The 14,288-nt window shown below is 70.2% G+C and carries 14 protein-coding genes and 2 riboswitches; of the genes, 5 read left to right on the top strand and 9 right to left on the bottom strand.

From position 1 onward, the window contains the following. Positions 1–47: 47 nt before the first annotated feature. On the bottom strand, positions 48–404 hold the full coding sequence (locus JOE53_RS08030) for a hypothetical protein (protein ID WP_233449513.1): 357 nt from the start codon (positions 402–404) through the stop codon (positions 48–50). A 73-nt stretch (positions 405–477) separates the two neighbouring features. Between JOE53_RS08030 and JOE53_RS08025 the strand changes: the two genes are divergently transcribed. Together JOE53_RS08025 and JOE53_RS08020 are read left to right on the top strand one after the other, a co-directional pair. Beyond that, entirely contained in the window at positions 478–1,164 is a 687-nt protein-coding gene (locus JOE53_RS08025) for an alpha/beta fold hydrolase (RefSeq protein ID WP_204947362.1), read from the top strand. Between the two features lie 195 nt (positions 1,165–1,359). After that, on the top strand, positions 1,360–1,503 hold the full coding sequence (locus JOE53_RS08020; protein WP_157533899.1) for a hypothetical protein: 144 nt from the start codon (positions 1,360–1,362) through the stop codon (positions 1,501–1,503). Positions 1,504–1,556: 53 nt separating this feature from the next. On the opposite strand, the gene JOE53_RS08015 is transcribed toward JOE53_RS08020, so the two are convergent. Continuing rightward, the gene (locus tag JOE53_RS08015; protein ID WP_204947361.1) at positions 1,557–3,035 is read right to left on the bottom strand and encodes a DHA2 family efflux MFS transporter permease subunit; all 1,479 of its coding nucleotides are present in this window, start codon (positions 3,033–3,035) and stop codon (positions 1,557–1,559) included. 107 nt (positions 3,036–3,142) lie between these two features. Here JOE53_RS08015 and JOE53_RS08010 point away from each other — a divergent pair, with 107 nt between their 5' ends. Together JOE53_RS08010 and JOE53_RS08005 are read left to right on the top strand one after the other, a co-directional pair. Next, positions 3,143–3,796: a DUF1345 domain-containing protein gene (locus tag JOE53_RS08010; RefSeq protein WP_204947360.1), complete on the top strand. Its 654-nt coding sequence runs from the start codon at positions 3,143–3,145 to the stop codon at positions 3,794–3,796. Positions 3,797–3,845: 49 nt separating this feature from the next. Next, positions 3,846–5,750, top strand: coding sequence for an ABC transporter ATP-binding protein (locus tag JOE53_RS08005; RefSeq protein ID WP_204948197.1), 1,905 nt, complete (start codon positions 3,846–3,848; stop codon positions 5,748–5,750). A 6-nt stretch (positions 5,751–5,756) separates the two neighbouring features. Here the strand turns inward: JOE53_RS08005 and JOE53_RS08000 are convergent, their stop codons facing one another. The 7 genes from JOE53_RS08000 to JOE53_RS07970 are packed head-to-tail and all read right to left on the bottom strand — an operon-like array spanning position 5,757 to position 12,676. Beyond that, complete coding sequence (locus tag JOE53_RS08000) at positions 5,757–5,957, bottom strand: hypothetical protein (RefSeq protein WP_204947359.1); 201 nt, start codon at positions 5,955–5,957, stop codon at positions 5,757–5,759. A 25-nt stretch (positions 5,958–5,982) separates the two neighbouring features. Further along, on the bottom strand, positions 5,983–6,945 hold the full coding sequence (locus JOE53_RS07995) for a glycosyltransferase family 2 protein (RefSeq protein WP_204947358.1): 963 nt from the start codon (positions 6,943–6,945) through the stop codon (positions 5,983–5,985). Continuing rightward, on the bottom strand, positions 6,942–8,120 hold the full coding sequence (locus JOE53_RS07990) for a cysteine desulfurase family protein (RefSeq protein WP_204947357.1): 1,179 nt from the start codon (positions 8,118–8,120) through the stop codon (positions 6,942–6,944). Before JOE53_RS07990 ends, JOE53_RS07995 begins: the two co-directional genes overlap by 4 nt. Positions 8,121–8,131: 11 nt before the next feature. Further along, a complete protein-coding gene (gene nadC, locus JOE53_RS07985; protein WP_204947356.1) occupies positions 8,132–9,016 on the bottom strand; it encodes a carboxylating nicotinate-nucleotide diphosphorylase in 885 nt (294 codons plus the stop codon). Beyond that, positions 9,010–10,602: an L-aspartate oxidase gene (gene nadB / locus JOE53_RS07980; protein ID WP_204948196.1), complete on the bottom strand. Its 1,593-nt coding sequence runs from the start codon at positions 10,600–10,602 to the stop codon at positions 9,010–9,012. The genes nadC and nadB overlap by 7 nt, the downstream gene beginning before the upstream one ends. A gap of 8 nt (positions 10,603–10,610) precedes the next feature. Then, entirely contained in the window at positions 10,611–11,933 is a 1,323-nt protein-coding gene (nadA, locus tag JOE53_RS07975) for a quinolinate synthase NadA (RefSeq protein WP_204947355.1), read from the bottom strand. Continuing rightward, a complete protein-coding gene (locus tag JOE53_RS07970; RefSeq protein WP_204947354.1) occupies positions 11,930–12,676 on the bottom strand; it encodes an NUDIX hydrolase in 747 nt (248 codons plus the stop codon). Before JOE53_RS07970 ends, nadA begins: the two co-directional genes overlap by 4 nt. 149 nt (positions 12,677–12,825) lie before the next feature. Here JOE53_RS07970 and JOE53_RS07965 point away from each other — a divergent pair, with 149 nt between their 5' ends. Beyond that, a complete protein-coding gene (locus JOE53_RS07965) occupies positions 12,826–14,010 on the top strand; it encodes a MarP family serine protease (RefSeq protein ID WP_204948195.1) in 1,185 nt (394 codons plus the stop codon). Between the two features lie 57 nt (positions 14,011–14,067). Next, positions 14,068–14,174, top strand: a riboswitch (glycine riboswitch). 1 nt (position 14,175) lies between these two features. Beyond that, positions 14,176–14,277: riboswitch (glycine riboswitch) on the top strand. Positions 14,278–14,288: the final 11 nt, after the last annotated feature.

Below are 14,288 nucleotides of genomic sequence, written 5' to 3'. Positions count from 1 at the left end.
TCGACAAGGCGGCAAAGAAGCTCGGCGTCTGAGACGCGGTGCCCGCCTCACTCCCAGCCGAAGGTGTTGAACCACTCGGCGCGAGCGGCGGACTCGGCGACATCCTCGGTGCCGCGAAATCGGTCATGGGAGCCCAGGCGGCCGTCGACCAACGGCACGAAGGCATCGCACCCGAGGCACCGCGCCCGCCCATCGGGAAAACCGGCGGCGGGGGAGTCGTCTGCCAGGCGTGGCGCGCTGATGGCCTCGGTACCGGAGGCCGGGCACGTCGGCGGGTCGGCGTCGACGTCCGACCACATCTGCGACGTGCCGACGCGGTTGTGCAGTCCCGCATGCCCGGACGCTCGCGTGCACAGGGCGCTCCCTCGCCGGTTGCGGCACCACCGTGCCGTGGGATACGTCACCGTTCCAGCTTAGGCATCCTCGCGGGGACGGAGATGCTCCGTGCATACTCGCCGCCGCCTAGGATGGAGGATCGTGACCGAGAACCTTCGACAGATCTTCGATGCCGACGTTCGCGACATCAGCTACCTCGATGAGGGCACCGGCCCCGCCATCGTCCTGCTGCCTGAGGCGGGGCTGGACTTCGCCTACTTCGGCGCTCTGGCGAGCATCCTCGTCGAAGAGGACTTCCGGGTGGTGCGCATCGCCGCGCGACGCTCCCACGCGCAGACGTTGCACGAGCTCGCCCAGGACGTGGTCGACGTCCTGGAGCACCTGGGCATCTCGGAGGCATGGATCGGCGGGCACGGATTCGGCGGCGCTGTCGCGCGGACCGTCGCGATCGACCATCACGAACGAGTGAGCGGGGTGCTGCTGCTGGGTGTCACGCGTGACGCTCCGTACGGTGAGGATTTCGACGCGGAGGTACGCGCCGTGTTCGGGGACTCGTTCTCGCCGCAGACCGATGTGCGTCAGATGCAGGCGGATGCGCTCGCGGCGACGGACGGCGCGGCCTGGCAGCCCGTCGCGGATGCCACGCCCGTGCTCGTCGTCCAGGGATCCGCGGACCGCGTCACGCCGGTCGAGGGCGGAGAGTTGCTGCGTGAGGCCGCGCCGGGGCTGGTCAGCGTGAAAGCGGTCGACGGCGCCGGCCACTTCTTTCCCCTGACCCACCCCGGCGAGACGTCGTGGTTCATCGAGGACTACCTCGACTGGGACTGAGAGCCGTCCCGCTCAGGCGGTCGGGCCGTCGTGCTGCCCATCGCCGATCTCCTCGACGAGCTTTCCCGTGAACGCGGCGTGGTCGGCGGGGGAGATCATCACCGCCGTGACGCGGTATCCGTCACCGCCTGCCAGGGTGCGGTCAGTTCGCCGTCCTCGAGGCCGCTCGTCGCGACAGCGACGTATGATCGACGGATGACCACCTCTCACCAGCCCCAGGTCGCTGTCGACGACGACGCTTCGAGCGCTCAGGGTGCCATCACGCTTCTTCCGCTCGTGGACGCGAGCGTCGACGCATCCGCATCGTGCTGCGGTGGCGGGTCCTGCAGTATCGGCTGAACGTCCCGAGCTCTGCCGTCCGATTCGCGCAGGGTCGCCGCGCGTCAGCTCGCTCAGTGCGCGGGTGGCCCGTCCGGTACGTCATCCGGCTTTCTGATGAGGAAAGCACTGATCAACAGGGGCGTGCCGATAATCGCCGCGAGCAGGAACGCCGCTCGGGCACCTGCAGCTCCGGCGGGCGCCTCGGCCACTCCGCTCCGCGCCGCCGCCGCAGCCGCAGACGACATCACAGAGATCAGCAGGGCGATCCCGGCCGCACCGGCGACCTGCTGGATGGTCGAGACCATCGCGCTGCCGTAGGAGTAGAACCGCGGCTCCAGCGAGCCCAAGGATGCCGTGAACAAGGGTGTGAACGACATCGCCAGTCCGATCGACAACAGCGTCTGGGTGACGACGAGGATCCACACGGGGGTCGATTCGGTGAGGAGCGTGAAGCTCCACAGGATCGTCAGCACGACGATGGTGCCGGGAAGCAGAAGCACGCGGGTGCCCCAGCGATCGTAGATGCGCCCGATGACCGGGCCGAGAAGACCCATCGCAAGTGCGCCCGGCAGGACGACGAGACCGGACGCACTCGCCGACAGCCCCAGCGTGTTCTGCAGGTACAGCGGGAGAGCGGTCAGCGTCCCGAAGAATGCCAGCGACATCACCGCGAAATGCGCGACCGAAAGGGAGAAGTTGCCCGAGCGGAAGATCCGCAGATCCAGGAGCGCCTCATCGCGCTTCTGGAGCATCAGCTGACGCCAGGCGAACAGGCCGAGGGCGACGAGTCCGATGCCCAGCGCGACGACGAGAGTCGTGGTCGCCGCCTCCGCGGCGGCGACATCCGTCCCGTGGCCACCGATCTGGCTGAGCCCGAAGACCACCCCGCCGAACCCGACGGCGGACAGGAGCACGGAGAGGATGTCGATCGGCGTGTGCGTGCTGTCTCCCAGATTGTGGATCCAGCGCACCCCCACGACCAGGGCCACCAGCGCGATCGGAAGGACGATCGCGAAGATCCACCGCCACGTCAGATTGTCGAGCACGATGCCCGCCATCGTCGGTCCGATGGCGGGGGCCAGCGAGATCACCACGCTGACACGACCCATCATCCGCCCGCGCAGGTGCGGGGGGACGACAGTCATGAGCGTCGTCATGAGCAGCGGCATCATGATGGCCGTCCCCGACGCCTGGACGACACGGGCCGCGACGAGTACTTCGAAGCCCGGGGCGATCAGCGCGATCAGCGTGCCCGCGGAGAACAGACCCATCGCCGTCGCGAACATCGCCCGCGTCGTGAACCGCCGCAGCAGGAAGCCGGTGGTGGGGATCACGACCGCCATCGTCAGCATGAACGCGGTGGTGAGCCACTGTGCGGCGACCGCGGTGATGCCGAGGTCGCCGATCAGGTGCGGGATCGCGACGCCCATCGTCGTCTCGTTCAGGATCGCCACGAAGGCGGCGGCCAGCAGCAACCAGATGACGCGGTTCTCCTTGGCTCCGACCTGAGCGGGCGCATCAGGCGCGGTGGCGGTGTCGGGCGAGGTCATCGGGCTCCTGGGTGTCGTCGGGACGCGTTCCCGGCGTGCGGGGCGACTGTCCACTGTAACGGGAGGGTCGGACACGGCATTCCCGGTCGCGGTGGGAGCATCGAGGCATGAGCTCTCGTCGTCATCCGTCGCGGGTGGCCGTCCGCGGCCCCCTCTCCCTCTCCGTCGGGGTCGTGGTCGCCGTCGTCGCGTCGGTCGGTGCCGGGCTCTCCGTCGGTCTTCTCGCCGGCTGGGCCGTCGTGGCCGCGATCAACGTGGTGTGGCTGCTGAGCGTGGTCTGGCCGATGGATGCCGAGCAGACGCGCTCGCACACGACGAGCGTCGACCCGGGCCGGCCGGTCGCGCGCCTGATCGCACTCGCGGGCAGCGTCGCAAGCCTCGGCGGCGTGGTCGCGGTGCTGATCGGGAGTAGGAGCAGCGGGCAGGCCCGCGCGTTCCTCGTCGCGGGGGTGGCGATCGCGGCCGTGGTGAGCTCGTGGGCGCTCATCCAGGTCGACTACATGCTGCGCTATGCGCGCGTCTACTACGGACGCGTCGCCGCGGGGATGGCGGGTGGCATCGACTTCAATCAGGACGATGCGCCGACGTACTCCGACTTCGGCTACTTCTCGGTCGGCCTGGGGATGACCTACCAGGTGTCCGACACGAATGTGTCCGCGAATGAGATCCGGCGCATCATCGTCGCGCAGACGCTGTTGGCCTACCTGTTCGGGGCCGTCATCCTGGCATCGGTGATCAATCTCGTCGCCGGCCTCGGCTGAGCCGCCGCCCCCTCCGGCACGGGGTTAGAGTGACCCGGTGAGTATGGGCATGGGGGGAATGGGGCCGGGTGGTCGTGCGGCGGCATTCCGCGGCGTGGACGAAGGCGCGCAACGGCGACTGAACGCACAGGCCCCGGCGATTCCGAACCTGGGTGCTCGGGTCATGGGCCTGTTCCGCCCCTACCGCCTGCGCATCCTCGTGACCGCGGTGATGGTCGTCGTCGGCGCGGCGATCGGCGTCGTGCCGCCCCTCATCGTGCAGCGGATCTTCGACGACGCGCTGTTTCCCACAGACGGCGCGCCGCCGGATCTCGCGCTTCTGCTGCGCTTGGTGCTCACGATGATCGGACTGTTCCTGTTCTCCGCCGTGCTCGGCGTCACGCAGACCTGGCTCACCTCGACGGTCGGGAATCGTGTCACGGGAGACCTGCGGGTCCGCCTGTTCGATCACCTGCAGGCGATGGAGCTGGGCTTTTTCACCCGCACGAAGACCGGGGTCATCCAGTCGCGGCTGCAGAACGACGTCGGCGGCGTCTCGGACGTCCTGACCAATACGGTCACCAGCATCCTGGGAAACACGGTCACGGTGATCTCGGCGCTCGTCGCCATGATCCTCATCGACTGGCGGCTGACCGTCATCGCCGTGGTCATGATGCCCGCGCTCGTGCTCGTGCAGAGGCGGGTGGGGCAGGTGCGGGCCCGTATCGCGGGGCAGACGCAGGAGTCGCTCAGCGAGTTGACCAGCATCACCCAGGAGACGCTGTCGGTGAGCGGCATCCTCCTGTCCAAGGCTTTCAACCGCCAGCGAGCGGAGTCAGAGCGCTACCGCGCCGAGAACCTCAACCAGGTGCGTCTGCAGGTGCGACGAGCCATGAGCGGCCAGGGCTTCTTCGCTGTCGTGCAGGTCATCATGGCGTCGGTGCCGGCGGTCATCTATCTGGTGTCGGGCTATCTCATCGCGGGCGGAACCGGCGCGATCACGGCCGGCGCCGTCGTCGCCTTCACCACGGTGCAGGCGCGCCTGCTCCAACCGCTCATGGGGCTGATGCGTGTGGCGCTGGATCTGCAGACCTCCCGGGCCCTGTTCGCGCGCATCTTCGAGTACCTCGACTTGACGCCGGCCATCGTCGACGCTCCCGACGCGATCGACGTCGCGCGCGCCCCCGGGCCGATCGGACGGGTCGAGTTCCGCGACGTCGTCTTCCGCTATCCGGATGCCGCGGGCGACACCCGCCCGACTCTCGACGGAGTGTCCTTCGTCGCCGAGCCCGGCCAGCACATCGCTTTCGTGGGGCCGTCCGGCGCGGGCAAGACCACCATCGTCTACCTTGCTCCGCGTCTGTACGAAGCGTCCGAGGGCGCCGTCGTCTTCGCCGGGCGGGATGTGCGGGGACTCACCCAGGACTCGATCGTGGAGAACGTCGGCATCGTGTCACAGGAGACCTACCTGTTCCACGCCACCATCGCCGACAACCTCCGCTACGCGAAGCCCGATGCCAGCGACGAGGAGCTCGTGGCGGCGTGCACGGCGGCGAACATCCACCACGCGATCGCGAACTTCGAGCACGGCTATGACACGGTCGTCGGCGAGCGCGGCTATCGGCTCTCGGGCGGCGAGAAGCAGCGGATCGCGATCGCGCGCGTACTGCTGAAGGATCCACCGGTGCTGCTGCTGGACGAGGCCACGTCGGCTTTGGACACCGTCTCGGAACGGGTCGTGCAGGAAGCGCTGGACAATGTGGCGCGGGGGCGCACGACCATCTCCATCGCACACCGGCTGTCCACCGTCGTCGGTGCCGATGTCATCCATGTCGTCGAAGCGGGGCGCATCGTGGAGTCGGGAACCCATTCCGAACTCCTCGCCCAGGGCGGACTCTATGCGGAGCTGGCCCTCGAGCAGATGGCGGCTGCGACGATCGAGGGCCTGGAGGCGCAGGCGCGGGAACAGGCCTGAAAGAGCTCAGGCCGGTTTGTTCCCGCCTTCGGACCCGATCGCGTCCGTGGGGTACGGGATCGGCTCGTTCTCGGCGATCGCCTTCGGCTTCGGGTCGATGAGCTCCTCCGTGGAGAGGGCTGCGAGCTCGTCGATCTCGGCACGGATCGCGGCGAGATCGGGACCCGTGGGGCGGTCGGGGAGGTGAGCGGCGTCGGAATCGGTCATCCGCTCAGGATATCTCCGGCTCGTCTCACCACAGTTCAGCCGCGCTGCGCAACCGGGCCGCGGCGTGGTCGAGTTCGATGGACTCGGCATCCGCGCGATCATGGAGCACGCGGATGAACGTGCCGAGCGTGCGTCGGTAGGCGTCGTCGGGGCTGTCTTGCGCGATGCGAACGAGCGGAGGGACGTCCATCTCCAGAATGAGACGGATGCGGGCGCGGACGGCGGCGCGCTGGCCGGCGCCGTCGAGCACGGCGATACCGCCGCTGAGGGCGTCGAGGTAGTCCTCGAGCACAGGGAGCAGATTCTTGTTCTGCGTGATGGAGGAACCATCGGCGCGCTCTCGCCAGTGCACGACGACGTCGGGGATGACGTCGATGGCGCGCGCGGCGGTGTAGAGACGCTGCGCGACCAGCTGATCCTCGTAGAGCTTGCCCTCGGGAAAGCGCAGCCCCGCCCGCCGCCAGAGCTCCACCCGGCTGAGCTTCGACCAGGCCACGACGTTGCCGGAGACCTCGGGATGCGCGGCCAGCGTCGTCGCGAGCCGCGGCGGATCGGTGGCGGCGCGAACCCACGGTTGCACGGGGCCGGGACGGTAGGTGCCGGCCTCATCGGCGCGCAGCCGCACGTAGGCGCCCACGACGACGTCGCTGCCAGAGCGCGTGAGCGTGTCGACGAAGCGTTCCAGTGCGCGCGGGGTGAGCACGTCGTCGGCATCCAGGAATCCGACGAACGGTGTCTCGACGAGCTCCAGCCCGGTGTTGCGGGCGGCCGACAGACCGCGCGCGACGGGATGGCTGACGACATGGAAACGATCGTCGGATGCCGCCGCCGCCGCAAAGACCTCCCCGGTCGCGTCGAGGGATCCGTCGTCGACCAAGATGGCGCGCCAGCTCGTGAGCGTTTGGGTGCGGAGGGAGTCGACGGCCTCGTGCGCGTAGGCGGCGACGTCGCGTCCGGGGACGATGACGGTGACGACGGGTGTGCTCACGGCCCCGATCGTACCGCCGTCACCGATGCGGCGACCGCGTCCGCGGCGGCATCGAGCAGCGCTGCGGCCCGCTCCTCGTCGCCGGCCCCGAAGTCATGGCCGAAACTGAAGCGCACGGCGGTCTGGGCGAGCTCCGGGGTGATGCCCAGCGCGAGCAGCACATGGGACGGCTCGTCCCTTCCGGCGGCGCACGCGGAGCCGCTGGAGGAGACGACGCCACGGCGTTCGAGCTCGAGCAGCACCGACTCGCCGCTGGTTCCCGCGAAGGTGAAACTGGCCAAGGAGGGCAGGCGACGCACGGGGTGACCGGTGAGCTGAGAGGAGGGGACGAGGGCCAGCACGCGGGCGGTGAAGCGGTCGCGCAGCGCGCCGACGCGTGCCGCTGCGGCGAGGCGCTCGCGCTCCGCGATCTCCAGGGCGGTTGCGATCGCGACCGCGCCGGCGACGTTCTCGGTGCCGCTGCGCCGCTCGCGCTCCTGGCCGCCGCCGTGGAGCAACGGTTCCAGAGGCACGCGGCCTCGGATCGCGAGCACGCCGATGCCCGGGGGAGCTCCGATCTTGTGTCCGGCGACCGACATCGCATCGGCTCCGGTGTCGGCCAGCGGCAGCCAGCCCGCCGCCTGTACGGCGTCGACGTGCAGCGCGACGCCGGCCGCGCGCGTCACCGCGGCGATCGCGCCCAGATCCTGAACCGTGCCGACCTCGTTGTTCGCGTAGCCGATCGACACGAGCGCGGTCTCGGGGCGAAGCGCCGCGGCGATGTCCGCGGGCGCGACGAGGCCCGTCGCGTCCACGGGCAGCCGGGTGATGCTCGCCCCGTGCACACGATCCAGGTACCCGCAGGAGGCGAGGACGGCTTCATGCTCGATCGGCGTGGTGATCACGTGCATCGGAGCGCTTCGTCCGCGGCCGCGAAGCAGCGCCGTGCCGATCGTGATGCCCTTCACCGCCAGGTTGTCCGCTTCGGTGCCACCCGAGGTGAAGACGATGTCGGCGGGGCGCATGCCGAACACGGCGGCGACGCGCCGCCGCGCATCCGAGAGGACGGATGCCGCGGCCTCACCGACGGTGTGGTGGCTGGACGGGTTGCCGAAACGCTCGCCGAGGAAGGGCAGCATCGCCTCCCGCACTTCCGGACGCACCGGCGTGGTGGCAGCGTGATCGAGATAGAACACGGCTCCTCCGGTCAGGCTCCGACGTCGGCGCCCGACACGCGCGCGTCCAGGCCGAGGTCGAGCGCGCGTGCGGAGTGCGTCAGGGCGCCCACCGAGATCACGTCGACACCGGTGGCGGCGATGTCGGTCACGGTGCGCAGACTCACTCCGCCCGACGCCTCGATGGTGGCGCGTCCGGCGACGAGCGCGACGCCCGCGCGGAGGTCGTCGAGGGTGAAGTTGTCGAGCATGATCGTGCCGACACGCGCGGTGCCGTCGCCGGCGGCGAGGACGGGTTCGATCTGCTCCAGTCGATCGACCTCCACCTCGACATGCGTCGTGTGGGGGAGCGCCGCCAGCGCACGGCGCAGCGCGCCCGTCAGATCACCGCCGTCGGCGGTCAGCACCGCGAGATGGTTGTCCTTGGCCATCACTGCGTCCGACAGCGAATAGCGGTGGTTGTGGCCGCCGCCGCTGCGGACGGCGTGACGTTCCAGTGCCCGCAATCCCGGAGTGGTCTTGCGCGTGTCCGCGATGCGCGCGCCGCTGCCTGCGACCGCGTCGACGTAGCGGGCGGTGAGCGTGGCGATGCCGCTCATGCGCTGCACGAGGTTGAGGCCCACCCGTTCAGCTGTCAGCACGCCTCGTGCCGGCCCGCTGACGGTCGCGAGCACATCACCCGCTCCGAAAGCGGCGCCATCGGAAACGGCCAGGTCGACGGTGATGTCCGCGTCGGTGAGGGTGAACGCTGCCGCGAACACGTCGCCGCCGCTGAAGACACCGGGCTCGCGCGCGACCAGGTCGGCCGTGGCGGCGGCATCCGCCGGGATCAGATACTCGCTGGTGACGTCGCCCCACGGCGCGTCCTCCTCGAGGGCGGCGATGACCACGCGCTCGATCTGGCGTGGAGTCAGCATGCCGACGCCTGGAGCTCGGGCAGAGCCGGGACGGACGGTGAGCCGGTGTGCATGTCGTCGCGGCGCGCGTGCGCTCCCACCGAGGCTGTCCGCGCGAGCGCGGCATCCACCAGGCAGGCCGCGACGAGCAGCAGGTTGGCGTCCTCGAAATCGGCCTCCCGGTGCGGCGGGTGCTGCGCGGCCCGCCAGCCGTCGATCACGGACGCGGCGTGGCGGAGCCCCGCCGCATCGCGCACGAGTCCGGCGTGCTCCCACATCAGCATCTGCAGCGCCGTTCGGTGCCACGGCGTCGCATCGGCCGTGCTCGGATCGCCGACGACGGCCGTCGTCGCACGGGAACCGCCGACGACCGGCCAGGTTGCGGAGTCGGTGTCGCCCACGATCGCGTCACCGGCACGGGCGCCGAACACGGCGCCCTCCAGCAGCGAGTTGGAGGCGAGTCGGTTCGCGCCGTGCACGCCGGTGCGGGCGACTTCGCCCACCGCATACAGTCGCGGGACGCTCGTGCGTCCGTACAGGTCGGTGGCCACGCCGCCCATGAGGTAGTGCGCGGCCGGCGTCACCGGAATCGCCTCCTGCGACCAGTCCAGCCCGCGTTCGCGCACGGCGGCGTCGATCGTCGGGAAGCGGCGTCGCAGGAAGGCAGCCGCCTTCTTGCGCGCCGAGCCCGTACCGGCGGCTTCGAGGCCCAGGCCGGTCGCGTCGAGGAGCACCGGCTCGCCGCCCTGCTCGTCCATCACCGCGGCGATCGCGCGGGCGACCACATCGCGGGGCGCGAGCTCGGCATCGGGGTGGATGTCGAGCATGAAGCGCCGCCCCTCCTGGTCGCGCAAGACCGCACCTTCGCCGCGGACGGCCTCCGAGACGAGGAAGGGCTCGGCGCCGTCGACCGACAGGACGGTGGGGTGAAACTGCACGAACTCCAGGTCGCACACATTCGCGCCGGCGCGTACGGCCGCGGCGATGCCGTCGCCGGTGGCGACGGCGGGGTTGGTGGTGTGCGCGTAGAGCTGACCGACACCCCCGGTCGCCAGCACGACGGCATCCGCCGGGATCCGATCGCGCCGCGTGTCACCGACCAGGAGGTCGACGCCGCACGCGCGAGCGTCGCTGTCGAGGATCAGATCGACGAGGAACGCGTGCTCGATGACGCGGGCCCCGCTGGCGCGCACGCGTGCAACGAGCGCCTTCTCGATCACGCTCCCGGTCGCGTCGCCCCCTGCGTGGAGCACCCGCGGGTAGGAGTGTGCGGCCTCCAGTCCCTTCACGAGAGCGCCATCGCTGCCGCGGTCGAACGCGACGCCGAGCTCGATGAGTTCACGGATGCGCTCGGGCCCTTCGCTCACCAGGACGCGGACGGCGGCGGGGTCGCTGAGCCCCGCGCCCGCGACGAGCGTGTCGTGCTCGTGTGCGGCGACGCTGTCGTCGTCGAACATGACGCCGGCGATGCCGCCTTGGGCGTAGCGCGTGTTGGCGTGTTCGAGCACGTCCTTCGTGACGAGGGTCACCCGGCATCCGGATGCCGCGGCGTGCAGCGCCGCGGTGAGCCCCGCGATCCCCGAGCCGACCACGACGACGTCGGGCACGTCGACGCTCACGGCTTGGCCGCCAGCATCCGCTCGAGGGCGACGCGTGCGGGGTCGGCGACGTCGGCGGGCACCGTGATGCGGTTCACGACGTCGCCGGCGACGAGGCGCTCGAGCACCCAGGCGAGGTAGCCGGGGTGGATGCGGTACATCGTGGAGCAGGGGCACACCACCGGGTCGAGGCAGAAGATCTCGTGCTGGGGGAACTGCGCCGCGAGACGCTGCACGAGGTTGATCTCGGTGCCGATCGCGAAAGTCGTTGGTTCGGAGGCGGCGGCGATGGCCTTGCGGATGTAGTCGGTCGATCCCGCCTCGTCGGCCGCGTCGACGACGGCCATGGGGCACTCCGGGTGGACGATCACGCGCACGTCGGGGTGCTCGGCGCGGGCCTTGTCGATCTGGTCGACGGTGAAACGGCGGTGCACCGAGCAGAACCCGTGCCAGAGGATCACCCGGGCGCCGTCCAGCTCGTCGGCGCTCGAGCCGCCGAGAGGCTTGCGGGGGTTCCACATGGGCATCTGCGCCAGGGGCACGCCCATCGCCTTCGCCGTGTTGCGTCCGAGGTGCTGATCGGGGAAGAACAGGACGCGACGCCCCCGTGCGAACGCCCATTCGAGCACGGTGCGCGCGTTCGAGGACGTGCAGACGATGCCGCCGTGTCGGCCCACGAACCCCTTGATCGCCGCCGAGGAGTTCATGTACGTAACTGGGACCACCGGGACGAGGCCGTCGGCGTCGGGGGCCGTCAGATCGCCGTAGATGTCTTCGAGCTGCTCCCAGCACTCCTCCACGTCGTCGATGGAGGCCATATCGGCCATAGAACAGCCGGCGGCGAGGTTGGGGAGGATCACGGCCTGCTCCGGGCGGGAGAGCAGGTCCGCCGTCTCGGCCATGAAGTGCACGCCGCAGAACACGATGGCGTCCGCGTCGGGGTGTTCCAGCGCCGCGTTCGCGAGCTGGAACGAGTCTCCGACGTAGTCGGCGTGCGTGACCACCTCCTCGCGCTGATAGAAGTGGCCGAGCACGACGACGCGCTCGCCGAGGGCAGCCTTGGCCGCGCGGATGCGTGCGTGCAGCTCGTCCTCGGATGCCGCGCGGTACTCCGCGGGAAGTTCGCCCTGACGGGGCGCCCCGGTGGGGATGACGTCGCCCATCGACGAGCCGGGTCCGTATCCGGGGCGCGCGTCGAAGTCCCACGGTCCGGCCGCGAGATCGGTGTTGCAGGTCTCGGCCGTCGAGGCGCCCGAGACGATGGCCTGGATGCCGTGGTCGACGCTGGGGTCGATCTCGTCGCCGGGACGGGGCTGGAGGGTGAGGAAGGTGGCGCTCATATCGTGACCTCTTCGGGAAGGGCGGATGGTGCGGACGCGGCGCCGCCGTCGCGGTCCGGGTCGGGTGGAAGGGGCCCGCGGTCGGCGAGCTCCACATCGTGGTTGTAGCGATACAGACGTGCGGGTCGGTGGCTGCCGGTGCGAAACGCGTCGGTGGGGATCAGCGTCGCCGAGTTCTCCACCTGACGACGGAAGTTGGCGGGGTCCAGATCACGTTCGAGGATCGCCTCGTACACCTCGCGCAGATCCGACAAGGTGAACAGCTCCGGCAGCAGCCCGTGCGCGATCCGGCTGTAGCCGACCTTGTTGCGCAGCCGCCACAGCGCGTAGTCGACGATGTGGTTGTGGTCGAACGCGAGGGCCGGCAGGTGCGCCGCGTCGAACCACCTCACGTTGTGGGCGTCCTCGGGCAGCTGGGCGCCTTCGCGCAGCAGTGCCCAGTAGACGATGGACACGACGCGCCCGGGCGCGCGGCCGACGTCGCCGAACGCGTAGAGCTGTTCGAGGTAGCTCGGAGCCAGTCCGGTCGTCTCGGCGAGGGTCCGCGACGCGGCTGCCTCCAGGTTCTCCGCGGCATCGAGCCAGCCACCCGGAAGCGCCCAGAGACCGTCGTGCGGGTCGCGCGTGCGACGCACCAGCGGCAGGACGACGGCGAGCCGTCCCGACTCGTCGCGGCGCAGGCTGAAGATGACCGTCGAGACGGCCACGCGAATCGAATCGGTGGGGGAACTTGTTCTTGTCATGATGACCATAACCTCGTCGTCGATCTTAGAGTCATCCGGACTCGAAGGGCAAACCGGCAGCGCCGCCGAAAATCCCGTCGGCGCCCGACCGGCAGCATTCGTGCAGGAATCGCGGAGCCGCAGCGGCTACGGTGAGCGCGGAGGTCCCCGTGCTGATCGTCGACATCATCGCCGTCGTGGCGCTGCTTCTCGCCCTCGCGTCGGGTCTGGCGCGCGGCTTCTTCGCCAGCCTCGGCAGCGTCATCGGGATGATCGGCGGCGCGGCCGCCGCTCTCTGGCTGCTGCCTCTGGTGACCCCGTGGCTGTCCGCCGTCGTCCCCTCCGGAGGCTGGCGCACCGCTGCGCTCGCCGCCGCCGCGATCGGGCTCGTCGTCGTCGGAACCGCGGCCGGCGCCGCCATCGGAATGGCCATTCGTCGCGGCGTCGACCGCGCGCGACTGCGCGGACTCGAGCGTTTCCTCGGCGGCGTGCTGACCACCGTGGCCGCCGCGTTGGCTCTCGTGCTCGTCTCCTCGGGGCTTGCGACCGCGGGCATCCCTTACGTGTCGTCGGCGGTCGTCTCCTCGCGCGTCGTCGGTGCGCTGCAGGCGATCACGCCGCCGCCGGTCCAGGACGCGCTGGCCCAGGCGCGTGGTGCGCTGCTCTCGGACGGCCTGCCGCGGCTGGAGGCGGCGATCGGCGCGCTCGTCACACCCACCGATCCGCCGATCAGCCTCGACGACCCCGCGCTGCAGAACGCTGCGGCATCCGTGGCCCGGGTGAGTGGCACCGCCTACGCGTGCGGGGTCTCGATGACGGGATCGGGCTTCGTGGCCGCGCCGGGACTGGTCGTGACGAATGCCCACGTCGTTGCGGGAGTGGACACGCCCGTCGTGGAACTGCCCGGTGGTCGTGCGGGAGAGGGGCGCATCGTCCTCTTCGATCCGGTGAACGACCTCGCCGTGCTCTCGATCGGCGGCCTGCCGGCGACCCCGCTCACCATCGCCGACCCCGCTGCCGCCGGAACGCAGGCGGCCGTGCAGGGATACCCGCACGGCGGCCCGTTCACCAACGTGTCGGCGGGGATTCTGTCCGTGTCGTCGGTGCCCGTGCCCGACATCTACGACTCGTCGGTGAATCCGCGGGAGATCTACGCCTTGCAGGCCGACGTCCAGCCGGGAAACTCCGGCGGCCCGCTGCTGGATGCCGCCGGCGACGTCGTTGGCGTGGTCTTCGCCCGCGGCGCGGACGGCGAAGGGCGTGGCTATGCGACCACGACGACCGTGCTGCGCCCGGAGCTGGATCGGGTCACGGCCGACTCGCCGACCGTCGCATCGGGACGCTGCACGCGCTAGCCGCTGATGTGCGTCGAGCCAGGCGCTATGCTGACAGGGCAACTGAAGACAGGCCGCATGACGTGTGCGGGAGAGCCCCGGCATCCAGCGTTTCTCGAGGATCCGGGCACCGAAGGAGCAAGCCTCCCCGCCAATCTCTCAGGTCCGCGTACCGCTCGCGTCCGGCCGCTCTGGAAAGCGATCCCGCAGTGGGGGATCCGCCGACGGTGAAAGCCGGTTCCGCGCAGGCGGGCCCGGCGAAACTCTCAGGCCGATGACAGAGGGGGAGTTCCCGGCTG

This window comes from Microbacterium laevaniformans, assembly GCF_016907555.1.
Classification (GTDB): Bacteria; Actinomycetota; Actinomycetes; order Actinomycetales; family Microbacteriaceae; genus Microbacterium; species Microbacterium laevaniformans.
Note: the sequence above shows the minus strand (reverse complement) of the source record. Positions and strands in the feature narration are given on the sequence as shown.